The 14,277-nt window shown below is 63.2% G+C and carries 12 protein-coding genes; 5 read left to right on the forward strand and 7 right to left on the reverse strand.

Annotated elements, in window-relative coordinates; all coding sequences use genetic code 11:
- Nucleotides 1-30 precede the first annotated feature (30 nt).
- The gene (locus tag ACWUKX_RS04820) at nt 31-735 is read right to left on the reverse strand and encodes a nitroreductase (RefSeq protein WP_455839414.1); all 705 of its coding nucleotides are present in this window, start codon (nt 733-735) and stop codon (nt 31-33) included.
- Between the two features lie 302 nt (nt 736-1,037).
- On the opposite strand from ACWUKX_RS04820, the gene ACWUKX_RS04825 reads away from it, so the two are divergent.
- The 5 genes from ACWUKX_RS04825 to ACWUKX_RS04845 all read left to right on the forward strand — a co-directional run bounded on the left by ACWUKX_RS04825 (nt 1,038) and on the right by ACWUKX_RS04845 (nt 8,732).
- A complete protein-coding gene (locus ACWUKX_RS04825; RefSeq protein WP_084831399.1) occupies nt 1,038-1,631 on the forward strand; it encodes a helix-turn-helix domain-containing protein in 594 nt (197 codons plus the stop codon).
- A gap of 99 nt (nt 1,632-1,730) precedes the next feature.
- Nucleotides 1,731-4,184, forward strand: coding sequence for a GcvT family protein (locus tag ACWUKX_RS04830; protein ID WP_456004401.1), 2,454 nt, complete (start codon nt 1,731-1,733; stop codon nt 4,182-4,184).
- Nucleotides 4,181-5,080: a homocysteine S-methyltransferase family protein gene (locus ACWUKX_RS04835; RefSeq protein ID WP_456004404.1), complete on the forward strand. Its 900-nt coding sequence runs from the start codon at nt 4,181-4,183 to the stop codon at nt 5,078-5,080. Before ACWUKX_RS04830 ends, ACWUKX_RS04835 begins: the two co-directional genes overlap by 4 nt.
- Entirely contained in the window at nt 5,080-6,261 is a 1,182-nt protein-coding gene (locus ACWUKX_RS04840; RefSeq protein ID WP_456004406.1) for a pyridoxal phosphate-dependent aminotransferase, read from the forward strand. The genes ACWUKX_RS04835 and ACWUKX_RS04840 overlap by 1 nt, the downstream gene beginning before the upstream one ends.
- Nucleotides 6,258-8,732 (forward strand): GcvT family protein, encoded by a 2,475-nt coding sequence (locus tag ACWUKX_RS04845; protein ID WP_456004408.1) that lies wholly within the window; start codon nt 6,258-6,260, stop codon nt 8,730-8,732. The genes ACWUKX_RS04840 and ACWUKX_RS04845 overlap by 4 nt, the downstream gene beginning before the upstream one ends.
- A gap of 1 nt (nt 8,733) precedes the next feature.
- Here ACWUKX_RS04845 and ACWUKX_RS04850 read toward each other — a convergent pair whose 3' ends face one another.
- From ACWUKX_RS04850 to ACWUKX_RS04875, 6 genes are read right to left on the reverse strand one after another with little or no spacing between them, the layout of a single operon-like run.
- Nucleotides 8,734-9,321, reverse strand: coding sequence for an NAD(P)H-dependent oxidoreductase (locus tag ACWUKX_RS04850; RefSeq protein WP_456004410.1), 588 nt, complete (start codon nt 9,319-9,321; stop codon nt 8,734-8,736).
- On the reverse strand, nt 9,321-9,902 hold the full coding sequence (locus tag ACWUKX_RS04855; RefSeq protein ID WP_287336006.1) for an NAD(P)H-dependent oxidoreductase: 582 nt from the start codon (nt 9,900-9,902) through the stop codon (nt 9,321-9,323). The genes ACWUKX_RS04850 and ACWUKX_RS04855 overlap by 1 nt, the downstream gene beginning before the upstream one ends.
- Entirely contained in the window at nt 9,902-11,302 is a 1,401-nt protein-coding gene (locus tag ACWUKX_RS04860; protein ID WP_456004413.1) for an FAD-binding oxidoreductase, read from the reverse strand. The genes ACWUKX_RS04855 and ACWUKX_RS04860 overlap by 1 nt, the downstream gene beginning before the upstream one ends.
- On the reverse strand, nt 11,299-12,606 hold the full coding sequence (locus ACWUKX_RS04865; RefSeq protein WP_456004416.1) for a cytosine deaminase: 1,308 nt from the start codon (nt 12,604-12,606) through the stop codon (nt 11,299-11,301). Before ACWUKX_RS04865 ends, ACWUKX_RS04860 begins: the two co-directional genes overlap by 4 nt.
- Before the next feature lies 1 nt (nt 12,607).
- Entirely contained in the window at nt 12,608-13,459 is an 852-nt protein-coding gene (locus ACWUKX_RS04870; RefSeq protein WP_456004420.1) for an ABC transporter permease, read from the reverse strand.
- Nucleotides 13,446-14,276, reverse strand: coding sequence for an ABC transporter ATP-binding protein (locus ACWUKX_RS04875; protein ID WP_127212291.1), 831 nt, complete (start codon nt 14,274-14,276; stop codon nt 13,446-13,448). The genes ACWUKX_RS04870 and ACWUKX_RS04875 overlap by 14 nt, the downstream gene beginning before the upstream one ends.
- Between the last annotated feature and the right edge of the window lies 1 nt (nt 14,277).

Genomic DNA, 14,277 nt, shown 5'->3' on the forward strand with positions numbered 1-14,277 from the left:
CGGCGCGTCGTCGCCTCACTTGGCGCCATCTCACTTGGCGAACGTCACCCACTCTTCCAGCGGCGCGCGGTCGGTGCGGAACTCGTTTTCGGGCTTGGACGTGTCTTCATGGCCGAGCGCCATGCCGCAGACGACGATCTCCTCGTCTGGAATGTTGAGCACCGGCCTGATCTGCTTGTGGTAGGGTGCAAAGGCGGCCTGCGGGCAAGTGTGCAGGCCCCTGCCCCGTGCCGCCACCATGATATTCTGCAGGAACATGCCGTAATCGATCCACGACCCCTTGTTCAGCCGCCGGTCGACGGTGAAGATCATGCCGACCGGCGCGTCGAAGAAGACGAAGTTGCGGTCGTGCTGCGCGCGCATCCTGTCCACCTCACGCCGGCCGATGCCGAGAACGCTGTAGAGGCCGAAGCCATTGGCCCGCCGCCGGGTGAGATAGGGTTCGAAGAACTGGTCGGGATAGTAGCGATACTCGTCCCACTCGGCCTTTTCGGCACGGATGCCGGAGTTGAGGATGGCATCGGTGATCCGCTGCTTGACCTCGCCCTTGGTCACGTAGACCCGCCAGGGCTGCATGTTGGTGCCCGAAGGCGCGCGCGCGGCAACAGTGAGAATGGCGCGGATCGTCTCGTCGTCGACCATGTCGGGCAGAAAGGCCCGGACCGAGCGGCGCGACGTGATCGCCTCGTCGACGATCGCCGCATCATCTGTAATCTTAGTCCTGTTTTCCAGCATGGGCGTCCTTTGCGCCTGACCCGGAACCGGAATCGATTCCGGAAAGGATCATGCGCCGTCCAGAAAATGAAAGAGCACCATTGCGGGTCCAATTTGACGCGTGGCGCTCTATCGTAAGCCTCGACCGGACGCCCTCACTCGCCGTTCGTGGCCGAGCCTTTGCCTGAACTGCCAAAATGGCGCAAGCAATTCTTGTGGCCCTATGAAAATCCTCTTGATTTTTTCACGAACCTGACGTCTCATGAAATTTGCCCCGACTTTTTCACGAAGGGGATTTCTCACCAGAAATTTCATCAAGAGAAATGGCTTTGCCCTCAACCGCTGTCAGATCGGAGCAGGAAAACCGCGAACGGCTGCTGGCCGGCGATATCAGGGCGCTGCGCAGGGCGCGCGGTCTGACGCTTGCCGAGATCGGCCTGAAGCTCGGCCGCTCCGTCGGCTGGGTCAGTCAGGTCGAGCGCGGCCTGTCGATACCATCGCTGAGCGATCTCAGAGCCTTTGCGGAATTGTTCGGCGTGCCGGTCAGCCTGTTCTTCAGCCACGACGTGCCTGTGGAGAACGAGCGCGGCGTGGTCGTGCGCGCCGGCAGCCGCCGCACGCTTGGTACAAGCGATTCCGGATTGGTGGAGGAGCTTCTGTCGCCCGATCTCGGCGGTAGCTTCGAAATGCTGCGTTCGGTCTTCGCGCCGGGTGCTGAACTGAAGACCGAAGCGCGCCGGCCGACGGAGGAAGCCGGGTATGTTGCTTCCGGCAGCTTCGACATCGAGATATCAGGCGTCTGGCACCGGCTTGGCGAAGGCGACTCCTTTCGCTTCGACGGCAAGCCGTTCCGCTGGCGCAATCCTGGAGCGGAGCCGGCGGTAGTCATCTGGGTGGTTTCGCCACCTGTTTACTGAATGCATGTCCCCCAAAAGTGTGCAGCGGTTTTGGGATAACGACATGCATCAAAACAGAAATAAAGCGCGCTGGACCGCGCTTTAGGTTTGGAGAAAAACATGGCCGGTTTGCCGATCACGGCACGTGTGGTGATCATCGGAGGCGGTGTCGTTGGCTCCTCCTCGCTCTACCATCTCGCCAAGGCGGGCTGGACCGACTGCGTGCTCCTGGAAAAGAATGAGCTCACCTCTGGCTCGACCTGGCATGCGGCCGGCAACGTGCCGACCTTCTCCTCGTCATGGTCGTTGATGAATATGCAGCGCTATTCGACGGAGCTCTATCGCGGGCTGGCCGATGAGGTCGGCTATCCCATGAACTACCACGTCACCGGTTCGCTCAGGCTGGCCCATACGGCCGAGCGATTGCAGGAGTTCCAGCGCGCCAAGGGCATGGGCCGCTACCAGCGCATGGAGATCGATGTGGTCGGGCTCGACGAAATCAAGCGTCGCTATCCGTTCATCGAAACGCATGAACTGAAGGGCGCGCTCTACGATCCGAGTGACGGCGACATCGACCCAGCGCAGCTGACCCAGGCGCTGGCCAAGGGCGCCCGCGACCTAGGTGCGAAGATCATTCGCTTCTGTCCGGTCACCGGCGTGCGCCGCGAGAACGACGAGTGGGTGGTCGAGACCGGGCAGGGCGAAATCCGCTGCGAGGTGGTCGTCAACGCCGCCGGTTACCGTGCGGCCGAAGTCGGAAAGATGTTCGGCCGCGACGTGCCTATGATGGTGATGAGCCATCAATATATCCTGTTCGAGGAAATCCCCGAACTGGCCGCATGGTCGAAGGAGCAAGGCAAGAAACTGCCGCTGCTGCGCGACGTCGACACCTCCTATTACCTGCGCCAGGAAAAGAACGGCATGAATCTCGGCCCCTATGAGCGCAATTGCCGTGCGCATTGGGTCGGTCACAACGACCCGATGCCAGACGATTTTTCTTTCCAGCTGTTCCCCGACGATCTCGACCGGCTGGAGGACTATCTGGCCGATGCCGTCGCCCGCGTGCCGATCCTTGGCACCGCCGGTCTGTCCAAGGTCATCAACGGCCCGATCCCCTACGCACCGGACGGCAATCCGCTGATCGGGCCGATGCCCGGCGTGCCCAACGCCTTCGAGGCCTGCGTCTTCACCTTCGGCATCGCCCAGGGCGGCGGCGCCGGCAAGGTGCTGGCCGAATGGGTGACTGAGGGCCAGACCGAGTGGGACATGTGGTCCTGCGATCCGCGCCGCTTCACCAGCTTTGCCTCGGCCCCGGATTACTGCGTCGCCAAGGGCATGGAAATCTACGGCAACGAATACGCCATTCAGTTTCCGCGCCATGCCTGGCCGGCTGGGCGCGACCGCAAACTGTCGCCGATCCATGATCGCATCAAGGCGCTCGGCGCCCAGTTCGACGCCTATAATGGCTGGGAGCGCGCCACCTGGTACGCGCAAGCCGGCGACCATGTTTCGGAAGCCGCGACGCTGACCTTCCGTCGCGACGGGCCATGGCAGCATCGCGTCCGCGAAGAATGCCTCGCCGTGCGCGACGCCGCCGGCATTTTGGACCTGCCCGGCTTTTCCCGCTTCAACCTCGACGGCCCTGGCGCTGCGGAATGGCTGAGCCAGCAGGTTACGGGGCTGGTGCCGAAACCCGGCCGCATCGGCCTCGTCTATTTTGCCGACGACAAGGGCCGCATCGTCACCGAAATGTCGGTGGTGCGCCACGATGAGAATTTGATGACGCTGATCACCGCCGCGGTGGCGCAGTGGCACGATTTCGAGTGGCTGAAATGGCGCATGCCGAAGGACGCTTCATTCAAGCTGGTCGACCGGACCGAGGAATACTCCACGCAGATCCTCGCCGGGCCCAATTCGCGAAAAATCCTCGCCGATGTCTGCGCCGCCGACCTTGCTCTGCCCTGGCTGACGCACCAGGAGACGACGGTCGCCGGCCGTTGGGCAAGGCTGGTGCGCGTGTCCTTCGCCGGCGAACTCGGCTGGGAAATCCACACCAAGGTCGACGACACCGCCGCCGTCTTCGACGCTGTCTGGGCGGCCGGCCAGAAGCACGGCCTGAAGCCGTTCGGCATGTACGCTCTGGATTCGCTGCGGCTCGAAAAAGGCTATCGCGCCTGGAAAGGTGACCTGTCGACCGACTATTCGATCCTGCAGGGTGGGTTGGAGCGTTTCGTCAGATGGGACAAGCCCGACTTCCGCGGCAAGGCAGCGCTACAGAACGAAAAGCAGCAGGGCGTCAAGAAACGCTTTGTCACGCTGATCATCGAAAACCCCGGCGACTGCGATGCGCCCACCATGTCGACGCTGTGGCATGACGGCCAGATAGTCGGCGAGACGACGTCCGGCGGCTGGGGTCATCGTATCGACAAATCGATCGCGCTCGGCATGCTGCGGGCCGATCTCACTGAGCCGGGAACTACGGTCGAGGTCGAGATCTTCGGCGAGCGCTTCAAAGCGATCGTGCAGAAGGACGAACCGCTGTGGGATCCAAAGAACGAGAGGTTGCGCGCGTGAAGACGGTTATCCTCACTGACGGCGGCATGGGTCAGGAACTGGTACGCCGCAGCAAGTCCGATCCCACCCCGCTATGGTCGGCCAGGGTGCTGATCGACGAACCGGACCTGGTGCGCGACCTGCATGCGGAGTTTATCCGGGCCGGCGCCCGTGTCATCACCATCAACACCTATTCGGCAACGCCCGAACGGCTGGCGCGGGAGGGCGCGGAGGAGCTGTTCAAGCCGCTGCAGAAGCGCGGCATGGAACTGGCAAGGCAAGCTCGCGACCAGGCCGGCGACGCGGCAATCGCCGGCTGCCTGTCGCCCCTGTTCGGCAGCTACGCGCCGGCACTGACGATATCCTTCCAGGATACGTTCGACATCTACCGCCGCATCGTTGCCGAGCAGGCTGACGGCGTCGATCTGTTCCTGTGCGAAACCATGGCGTCGGCCGAGGAGGCGCGCGCGGCTGTCACCGCGGCGTCGGAAAGCGGCAAACCGGTGTGGGTGTCTTGGACACTTGCCGATCACGGCGCACCACGACTGCGCAGCGGCGAAGCCATTGCGGCTGCGTCGAGCGCTCTCGACGGGCTGCCGGTCGCAGCTAGACTGGTCAATTGCTGCAGGCCCGAAGCGATTGCTGCAGCGTTGCCCGAACTGATCTGCCTCGGCGGCCCGGTCGGGGCCTATGCCAACGGCTTCACCTCGATTGAGGCGCTCAAGCATGGCGGCACCGTGGAAGTGCTGCACGCCCGCCACGACCTTGATCCGGACGCCTATGCAGGCCAGGCAGTCGACTGGGTTGAGGCCGGCGCCGGCATCGTCGGCGGCTGCTGTGAAGTCGGACCGCCCCACATCGCCGCCCTGCGTGACCGGCTCGAACAGGCCGGCTACGAAATTTCGGGAGTAGCATAATGCCCAGACCATCATCGCGCATTTCCGGCATAGTGCCTTCCGGCAAGGATGGCTGGGAGGTTCATTTCGCTGCCTGGACACGCAAGGAGGCCGGCGAGGACATCATCATGCTGTCGGTTGGCGACCACGATTTCGACACGCCGGCGCAGACGATCGAAGCCTGCGTGACCGCGGTTCGCGCCAGCAACCACCACTACACCCCGCTTCCCGGCATTCCGCGCCTGCGCAAGGCAATGGCCGCGGCGTCGACCGTGTGCACCGGCATTGCGACCAACCCCGACCAGGTCATCGCCACGCCAGGCGGACAGGCAGCGCTTTACGCGGCGGTACAAGCCGTTCTCGACCAGGGCGACCATGCCATCGTGGTGGCGCCCTATTACGCAACCTACCCTAACACGTTCAGTGCAGCGGGCGCCGATTTCACCGTAGTCGAGACACCCGCCGAGGATGGTTTCCAGCCGCGAGCCGCCGACATTCGTGCCGCGCTCCGGCCGAACACGCGCGCCATCCTCATCAATACGCCCAACAACCCGACGGGTGCTGTCTACTCGCGCCAGCGGCTGGAAGACCTGGCGCAGATCTGCCGGGAACATGACCTCTGGCTGCTGTCGGACGAGGTCTATTGGACGCTGGGCGGCGGCGAGCACATCTCGCCGCGCTCGCTGCCCGGCATGGCGGAACGCACGCTGGTCATCAATTCCATGTCGAAGAGCCACGGCATGACCGGCTGGCGCATGGGCTGGCTGACCGGGCCAGAAGAGATGATCTCGCTGCTGACCAACCTCAATCTGGTGACGACCTACGGCCTGCCGGCCTTCATCAGCCTCGCTTGCGCCGAGGCGCTAGAAAACGGCTATGGCGTCAAGGAGATCGCCGAACGCTATGCCGCAAGGCGCAGCGTCGTCCTCGACGCAATGCACGGCATGAACAACATCACCGTGCGCGGCTCCGAAGGCGGCATGTATGTCATGCTCGACATCTCGGCCATCGAGCCGGACGACGAGAAATTCGCCTGGGCTTTCCTCGACAAGGAAAAAGTCGGCGTCATGCCGGGCTCGAGTTTCGGCGATGCCGCCGCCGGCCACATCCGCGTCAGCCTCTGCCAGCCCGAGGCGATACTTTTGGAAGCAGCCCTTCGCCTGCGCCGCTTCGCTTCCAACTATCGCCGTGAGGCGGCATGAGCGCCCTGCCCCAGAATACCATCCCGACAAAGGCCATTCCTCCCAAAGCAAGGGCCGTCATCATCGGCGGCGGTGTTTCAGGCTGTTCGGTCGCCTACCATCTGGCCAAGCTCGGCTGGACCGATATCGTGCTGCTCGAACGCAAGCAGCTGACATCGGGCACGACATGGCACGCCGCCGGCTTGATCGGCCAGCTGCGCGGTTCGCAGAACATGACGCGGCTGGCGAAATATTCGGCCGACCTCTACGTCAAGCTCGAAGCCGAAACCGATGTCGGCACCGGCATGCGGCAGGTCGGTTCGATCACCGTGGCGCTGACCGAGGAGCGCAAGCACGAGATTTATAGGCAGGCGTCTCTCGCCCGCGCGTTCGATGTCGACGTGCGCGAGATTTCGCCTGATGAAGTCAAGGAGATGTACCCGCATCTCAACATTTCCGATGTGGTCGGCGCCGTGCATCTGCCGCTCGACGGCCAGTGCGACCCGGCCAATATCGCCATGGCGCTGGCCAAGGGTGCGCGCCAGCGCGGTGCGACGATCGTCGAGAACGTGAAGGTAACCAAGGTCCATACCAGGGATAGCCGCGTTACCGGCGTCTCCTGGACGCAAGGCGACGAGCAAGGCATGATCGAAGCCGATGTCGTCGTCAATTGCGCGGGCATGTGGGCGCGCGAGCTCGGGCGCCAGAACGGCGTCACCATCCCGCTGCATGCCTGCGAGCACTTTTACCTCGTCACCGAACCGATCCCCGGCCTGACCCGCCTGCCGGTGCTGCGCGTGCCGGACGAATGCGCCTACTACAAGGAAGACGCCGGCAAGATGATGCTCGGCGCCTTCGAGCCGGTGGCCAAGCCATGGGGCATGGACGGCATCCGCGAAGATTTCTGCTTCGACCAGTTGCCGGAGGATTTCGAGCATTTCGAGCCGATCCTTGAAATGGGCGTCAACCGGATGCCGATGCTGGCCAGCGCCGGCATCCACACTTTCTTCAACGGTCCCGAGAGTTTTACGCCTGATGATCGCTACTATCTGGGCGAGGCGCCGGAGCTTTCCGGCTACTGGATGGCGACCGGTTATAATTCGATAGGCATCGTTTCCTCCGGCGGCGCCGGTATGGCCCTGGCGCAATGGATCAATGACGGCGAGGCACCCTTCGATCTGTGGGAGGTCGACATCCGCCGCGCCCAGCCGTTCCAGAAGAACCGCCGCTACCTGAAGGAGCGCGTCTCCGAGACGCTCGGCCTGCTCTATGCCGACCATTTTCCGTACCGCCAGATGGCGACCTCGCGGAACGTCAGACGCTCGCCGCTGCACGAACATTTGAAGGCGCGCGGTGCGGTGTTCGGCGAGGTTGCCGGCTGGGAGCGCGCCAACTGGTTCGCCAGGCCCGGCCAGGAGCGCGAATACCGCTATTCATGGAAGCGGCAGAACTGGTTCGACAACCAGCGCGAGGAACATCTGGCCGTCCGAAACGGCGTCGGCCTGTTCGACAAGACCTCGTTCGGCAAGATCCGTGTCGAGGGCCGCGATGCCTGCGCCTTCCTGCAGAAACTCTGCGCCAACGACATGGACGTGGCGCCGGGCAAGATCGTCTATACCCAGATGCTCAACCAGCGCGGCGGTATCGAGAGCGATCTCACCGTCTCACGGCTATCTGAAACGGCCTACTTCCTGGTCGTGCCTGGCGCGACGCTGCAGCGCGATCTCGCGTGGCTAAAAAAACACCTCTCCCATGAATTCGTCGTCATCACCGATGTCACCGCTGCCGAAGCCGTGCTTTGCCTGATGGGTCCGGATGCGAGGAAGCTGATTCAAAAGCTGAGCCCGAACGATTTCTCCAACGAAACCAACCCGTTCGGGACGTTTCAGGAGATTGAAATCGGCATGGGGCTGGCCCGCGCCCACCGTGTAACCTATGTCGGCGAACTGGGCTGGGAGCTTTATGTCTCGACCGACCAGGCCGCCCACGTGTTCGAGGCGATCGAGGAGGCCGGCGCCGATGTCAGCCTAAAACTCTGCGGCCTGCACACGCTGGATTCCTGCCGCATCGAAAAGGCTTTCCGGCACTTCGGCCACGACATCACCGATGAGGACAATGTACTGGAGGCAGGCCTTGGCTTCGCAGTGAAGACTGCCAAGGGCGATTTCCTTGGCCGCGACGCGGTGCTGAGAAAAAAAGAAACCGGATTGGACCGGCGGCTGCTGCAGTTCCGCCTGAAAGACACGCAACCCTTGCTCTTTCACAATGAGGCGATCCTGCGCGACGGCAAGATCGTCGGCCCGATCACCTCGGGCAATTACGGCCATCATCTCGGCGGCGCCATCGGCCTCGGCTACGTGCCTTGCAAGGGCGAGAGCGAGGCGGACGTGCTGTCGTCGTCCTACGCGATCGAAATCGCCGGCGAGCGCTTCGCCGCCGAGGCATCGCTGAAGCCGATGTATGATCCGAAATCGGAACGGGTGCGGATGTAGCTCAGAAGCGCTCCAGCTTCGTTCGCACTTTCTCCAGGAACGCCGCCCTCGTCTTCGCTGTCGATGAGTCCATTAGGTAGTGCGCCAGAAAGAACGTCCTGCAGCGGGTGGCGCAGAGTGCCCGCATGCCGCGCAGGATTGTCTTGCGTCCCGGCTGGCCGACGACGACGCTCCACCAGGTCGGTGCGCCGCAGGTCGTGATCACCCCGATCTTCGTCACATGCCTCATCAGCGACTGAATCCGTCGCTTGCCCGCCGGCAGCCGGAAGGCGACGTCGGTCGCCCAGACCCGGTCGAGCCAGCCCTTCAGCATCGCCGGCAGCCCATACCACCATGTCGGATAGATAAAGAGGATTGCCTGGGCCCAGTTGAGATTTTCGATGTGCGGCTTGAGCGCCGGATCCTGTGGGGCGTGTTCATTGTAGGAGCGTCGCTCGCCGCAGCCCATGACCGGATCGAAATTTTCCGCATAGAGGTCGAGCAGCCGCACCTCCCAGCCCCTCGCCTTCAGCACCTCGATGGCACTATCCCGGATCGAGGCGCAAAAGCTTTCCGGGACCGGATGGCAGTACACCACCAGGACCCGCATCAGAAGGCATCCATGCTGGCGGCGACTTTCGCCGTGAATCTCTTCCGCGTTTCATCGGTCGACAGGTTCATCGAATAATGCGCAAGATAGGACACGGAGGCACCTGGCTTGACCGTGGCGCGCAACACACGCTTGACCAGCTTGCGCGGCGGGTCGCCCATCAGCATGGCGTGCAACCGGCTGCCGCCATAGGTGGTGACCGCCGCCAGCTTGCGGATGTTGTGCAGCGACGGCTGCACCTTGCCATTGACCAGCTTGAACGAGACGCCGGGCAGGAAGACGCGGTCGAAAAAGCCTTTCAGGATCGCCGGATAGCCGAAGTTCCACACCGGAAACGACAGCACCAGCGCCTCGGCCCGCAGCAGGCGCTCGACATAGGGCGCTGCCGGATCACCGGCGCCGCGATCGTCGTGATAACCGAGCCGCTCGGCCCGCGTCAGCCGGGGATCGAAATTCTCGGCATAGAGATCGCAGTCGTCGACGGCGTGGCCGGCTGCCGTCAGCCGCTCGACGATCACCTTGTGCAAACCGGCATTGAAGCTGGTCTCGACCGGATGGGCGTAGAGAACGAGGATGTTCATCACCCCGCCTTCTGCAACCCCTTGAACAGGAACGACTTGCCCGAGCGATAATCGTAGTCCGGGTTTTCCCAAGCGATCATCTTGCCGGGATTGAGCAGCCCTTGCGGATCGGTCTCGTGCTTGAAGGCGAGCTGCACCTCGTCCGTTTGCTTCATGCCGCCCTCTTCCAGCGTGTAGCGGTGCGGGTTGAAGACCCAGCAGCCATTGTCTTCGTGGATGCGGATTATCTCGTCGAGCCGCTCGGCCGTCGTGAAGCGGACCAGCGGCAGCCCGGCCACGCCGATCGCGCCGTCGAAGCGGATGAATTCGAGATGTGTCGGCACTTCGTCGCCGAAGCGGTCGATCATCGCCTTGACGTAAGCGAGGTGATCCGGCGAAGGATAGCGGGTCTGCAGATAGGTAATCGTCGGGTCGACCCTGATGGCGCGCAGCGTCGTGTGGTTCCAGGTCAGCTCATAGGCCGGCGGCAGGCCCTTGAGATCGGCCTCCTTGTCGGCGCGGAAGACGATCTCGCCCTTGCTGCGCGCAGTAAGAGCGACAAAGGCGTCCATGGCATGCGGCGCGATCATGCAGACGACGATACTTTGCTCCCGCCTGAAAAACCGCTGGTGCCGCTTGAAATAATCGTAAGGGATGGGCGCGGCGATCGGCGTGATCAGCTTCGCTAGAATGCCGTCCTGAATGGCGAGATCATTGCCGAAGCCGGCCGCATCCATGAAATCGTCGAAGCCGACGATGACGTCGATCCAGTCGTAGGATGCGGTCAGCGGCATCTCGACCTCGGTGATGATGCCGTTGGTGCCGTAGGCATGCATCACCTTCAGCACCTCCTCGCCGGTAAGATCCATGATGCGAGGCTCCGCCTCCATCGTCACGGTCCTGAGCCGGATGACATTGCCGAGGTCGCGCAGCCCACCCCAGCGGATCGAGCCGACGCCGCCCGATCCGCCGGCGACGAAACCGCCGATCGACGCGGTGTTATAGGTCGATGGCGACATTCGCAGCTCCTGGCCGGAATGCGCGCGCGTCGCCCTGTCGATGTCGGCGAGGACGGCACCGGGTCCGGTCACGACGCGGCCGGGCGCGATCGTCTTGACTGCATTCATTTCGGCGAGATTGAGCACGACGCCGCCGGACAAAGGCATCGCCTGCCCGTAATTGCCGGTGCCGCTGCCGCGCGGCGTCACCGGCACGCCATGCCGGTGACAGGCGGCAAGCACTCGGATCACCTCGTCTTCCGTCTTCGGCGTCACGATCAGATCGCCAGTCACATGGTCGAGCTGTTGCTTCAGCACCGGGCTGTACCAGTAGAAGTCACGGCTCTTTTGCTGGACGATCGCCGGATGGTCGTCGATCTTCAGACCGTCGAGATCGCGTTTGAGCGTAGCCAGGTCCATCATCCCACCATCAGATCATCGAGTTCGGCATAATCGGGCAATTGGCGCTCGATGGCGCGGCCGTCGCGCACCACGATGCGATCCGATTCAGGCCGCGACAGCAATTCCGTCCAGCTCCGCCCCTTGAAGACGACGAAATCGGCGGCGCCGCCGGCTGCAAGGGTGCCGAAACCGTCGAGCCGCATCACCTGGGCCGGCGTTGAAGTCACCGCCTGTGGCCAATCGCCGACCGGGTGATCGAAATGCAGGATGCGCGTCGCCATGCGGTAGACCTCCAGCATGTCGAGATCGCCATAGGCGTAGAACGGATCTCGGGTATTGTCGGAGGCGACGGCGACAGGAATGCCGCGCGCTTTCATCTCGTGCAGCAGCGTCACGCCGCGCCAGCGCGGCGTGGTCTTGTCGCCGCGCCGGTCCTGCAGATAGAGATTGCACATCGGCAGCGACACCACGGCAAGCCTCGCCTTCGCCACCTTATCCAGCGTGTCGAGCACATCGAGATCGGGCTGGCGTGCCAGCGAGCAGCAGTGGCCGACGAGGATGTTTCCCTCAAAACCGTTCCACAAGGCCGCCTCGGCGATCTTCTTCAGCGAGATCGCCGAGATATCGTCAGTCTCGTCGGCGTGGAAATCGAGGTCGAGGCCATGCTTGATCGCGTGCGCGAACACCTGGTCGAGAAGCTCTTCCAGGTCCGGCAGCATATAGGTGACGACGCCGAGCACGCCGTTGGCCGCGGCGACGCGTTTGGCCAGCCTTTCGAACCACTTCCTGTCGCGCACGCCTTCGATGCCAAGCAGGCAGGCCGCCTGCAGCTCGATGCGGCCACGCCATTTCTCCCGTATCGTCTCGAACACCGGCCAGGAGATCTCTTCCTGCGGCGCGACGCTGTCGAGATGGGTGCGCATAGCCCTGGTGCCGTGCGCGTAGGCTGAGCGCAGCGAAAAAGCCATGCGGCGGGCAACGTCGTCTGCGCTCCAGCGGGCAGCGCGATCGGCGCCGGTGGCGTTCAACGCGCCCATGAACGTGCCGTCCGGATTGGGTTTTCGAGGCCAGATATGGCCCTTGTCGATATGCGTGTGGCAGTCGACGAAGCACGGCATGACGACGCGGCCGCCGAGGTCGGCGGCAGCTGCGGGCGAATTGGACTGGCGATGCGCGACGATGCTGGAGATTTTGCCGTCGGCGACGGCGATATCGCCGAGCGCAAAGCCGTCGGCATCGAAGGCTGCGGCAAGGCCCGGCGTCAGTGATGCGTGAAGCCGGACGTTGGTGAGATGGTAAGGACCAGAGGCCGGTATCTCCAACATTTCATCGCTCCTGCTTCAGCGCGCTTTCATGCCAGCGCCGCAAAATGAGATGCGAGATCAGCGACAGCACCAGGAAGATCAGAATGCCGGTGAACGAGATCAGGATCAGGGCCGCAAACAGCCGCGGGGCGTTAAGCCGGTAACCGGCCTCGATGATGCGAGAGGCAAGCCCCGACGACTGGCCGGTTGCCCCGGCGACGAACTCGGCCACCACCGCGCCGATCAGCGACAGGCCGCCGGCGATCTTCAGCCCGCCGAGAAAATACGGCATCGCTGCCGGCAGCCTGAGATAACGCAATTGCTGCCAGCGGGTCGCGCCGTTAAGCCTAAACATGTCGCGCAGATTGCGGTCGACGGAATTGAGGCCGAGCGTGGTGTTGGACAGGATCGGAAAGAAGGCGACAATCCAGGCACACAGCAGAAGCTTCGTCGTCTGGTTGTCGACGTAGATGTTGATCAATGGGAAGATCGCGACGATCGGCGTCACCTGCAGGACGATGGCAAACGGGAAGAACGACATCTCCACCCATTTCGATTGTGCGAACAGGACCGCCAACCCAACACCGCCGACGTTGGCCAGAAGCAGGCTGAGGAAGGTGATCTTGAGCGTCACCAGCAACGAGGAAAACAGCAGCCCGGCATCGTCAAACAGCGTTTGCAGCACCACACCGGGGCGCGGCAGGATATATTTCGGGATGTCGTTCCAGACGCAGATGCGGTCCCACAGCCAGATGGCCAGAATCATGATCGCCAGCGGCAGCACCCATCGGCCGATGCGCTCGAGCCGCTCCTGGCGCACGCGACGCGCCTCCTCGGGATCGAGCCTCAGCACGTGTTCTTCAATGGCCGTCATGGTGCGGTCCGGCAGTTGAGTTGATGGCGCCGATCAGCACATCGGACGCCTGACGGCAAAGCGCGGCATAGGCGGGCGAAGTACGGAAGGCTTCATTGCGCGGATAGGGCGCATCGATGACGAGTTCTTTGAACACCCGGCCAGGTCGCGCCGCCATGACGACGACGCGGCTGGAGAGGAAAACGCTTTCGAAGACGCTGTGGGTCACGAAGACGACGGTAAAATGCTCGTCCTGCCATAGCTCCAGAAGATCGTTGTTGAGCTTGAAGCGGGTGATCTCGTCGAGCGCTGCGAACGGCTCGTCCATTAAAAGCACGCGCGGCTTGGTCACCATGGCGCGGGCGATCGAGACGCGCATCTTCATGCCGCCGGACAGCTCGCGAGGCACGGCATGCTCGAAGCCGGTCAGGTGGACCCGCGCCAGCATCTCCATCACGACAGGCGCAGCCTTGGCCCGCGACACGCCCTTCAGCCGCAGCGGCAGCCAGACATTGTCGAAGACATCGGCCCAGGGCAGCAGCGTCGGCTCCTGGAAGACGAAGCTGATATTCGAGCGGTCGACAGAGCTGCTGCCGCGCCAGTCGAGCACGCCGGAGGTCGGCGTCGCCAGACCCGCAATGAGGCGCAAGGCCGTCGACTTGCCGCAGCCGGACGGGCCGAGAAGGCTGAGAAAGTCGCCTTCCCGGATCGTCAGGTCGACATCGCTGAGCGCTGTCACGCCGTTGGAAAAGACCTTGCCGACGCCACGCAGCGCCAGCAGCATCGGACCTTTGCCCGATGCGCTTGCCGGCGCTTGCGGCACTTTCTCCTGCATCATG

The sequence above is a fragment of the Mesorhizobium sp. f-mel genome, assembly GCF_053850215.1.

Excerpts from the sequence above, each read along its gene's own strand:
- ACWUKX_RS04875 (WP_127212291.1), bottom strand. The coding sequence starts at position 14,276 with ATGATGCAGGAGAAAGTGCCGCAAGCGCCGGCAAGCGCATCGGGCAAA.
- ACWUKX_RS04860 (WP_456004413.1), bottom strand. The coding sequence starts at position 11,302 with ATGATGGACCTGGCTACGCTCAAACGCGATCTCGACGGTCTGAAGATC.
- ACWUKX_RS04820 (WP_455839414.1), bottom strand. The coding sequence starts at position 735 with ATGCTGGAAAACAGGACTAAGATTACAGATGATGCGGCGATCGTCGAC.
- ACWUKX_RS04840 (WP_456004406.1), top strand. The coding sequence starts at position 5,080 with ATGCCCAGACCATCATCGCGCATTTCCGGCATAGTGCCTTCCGGCAAG.
- ACWUKX_RS04850 (WP_456004410.1), bottom strand. The coding sequence starts at position 9,321 with ATGCGGGTCCTGGTGGTGTACTGCCATCCGGTCCCGGAAAGCTTTTGC.
- ACWUKX_RS04865 (WP_456004416.1), bottom strand. The coding sequence starts at position 12,606 with ATGTTGGAGATACCGGCCTCTGGTCCTTACCATCTCACCAACGTCCGG.
- ACWUKX_RS04870 (WP_456004420.1), bottom strand. The coding sequence starts at position 13,459 with ATGACGGCCATTGAAGAACACGTGCTGAGGCTCGATCCCGAGGAGGCG.
- ACWUKX_RS04855 (WP_287336006.1), bottom strand. The coding sequence starts at position 9,902 with ATGAACATCCTCGTTCTCTACGCCCATCCGGTCGAGACCAGCTTCAAT.
- ACWUKX_RS04830 (WP_456004401.1), top strand. The coding sequence starts at position 1,731 with ATGGCCGGTTTGCCGATCACGGCACGTGTGGTGATCATCGGAGGCGGT.
- ACWUKX_RS04845 (WP_456004408.1), top strand. The coding sequence starts at position 6,258 with ATGAGCGCCCTGCCCCAGAATACCATCCCGACAAAGGCCATTCCTCCC.
- ACWUKX_RS04825 (WP_084831399.1), top strand. The coding sequence starts at position 1,038 with ATGGCTTTGCCCTCAACCGCTGTCAGATCGGAGCAGGAAAACCGCGAA.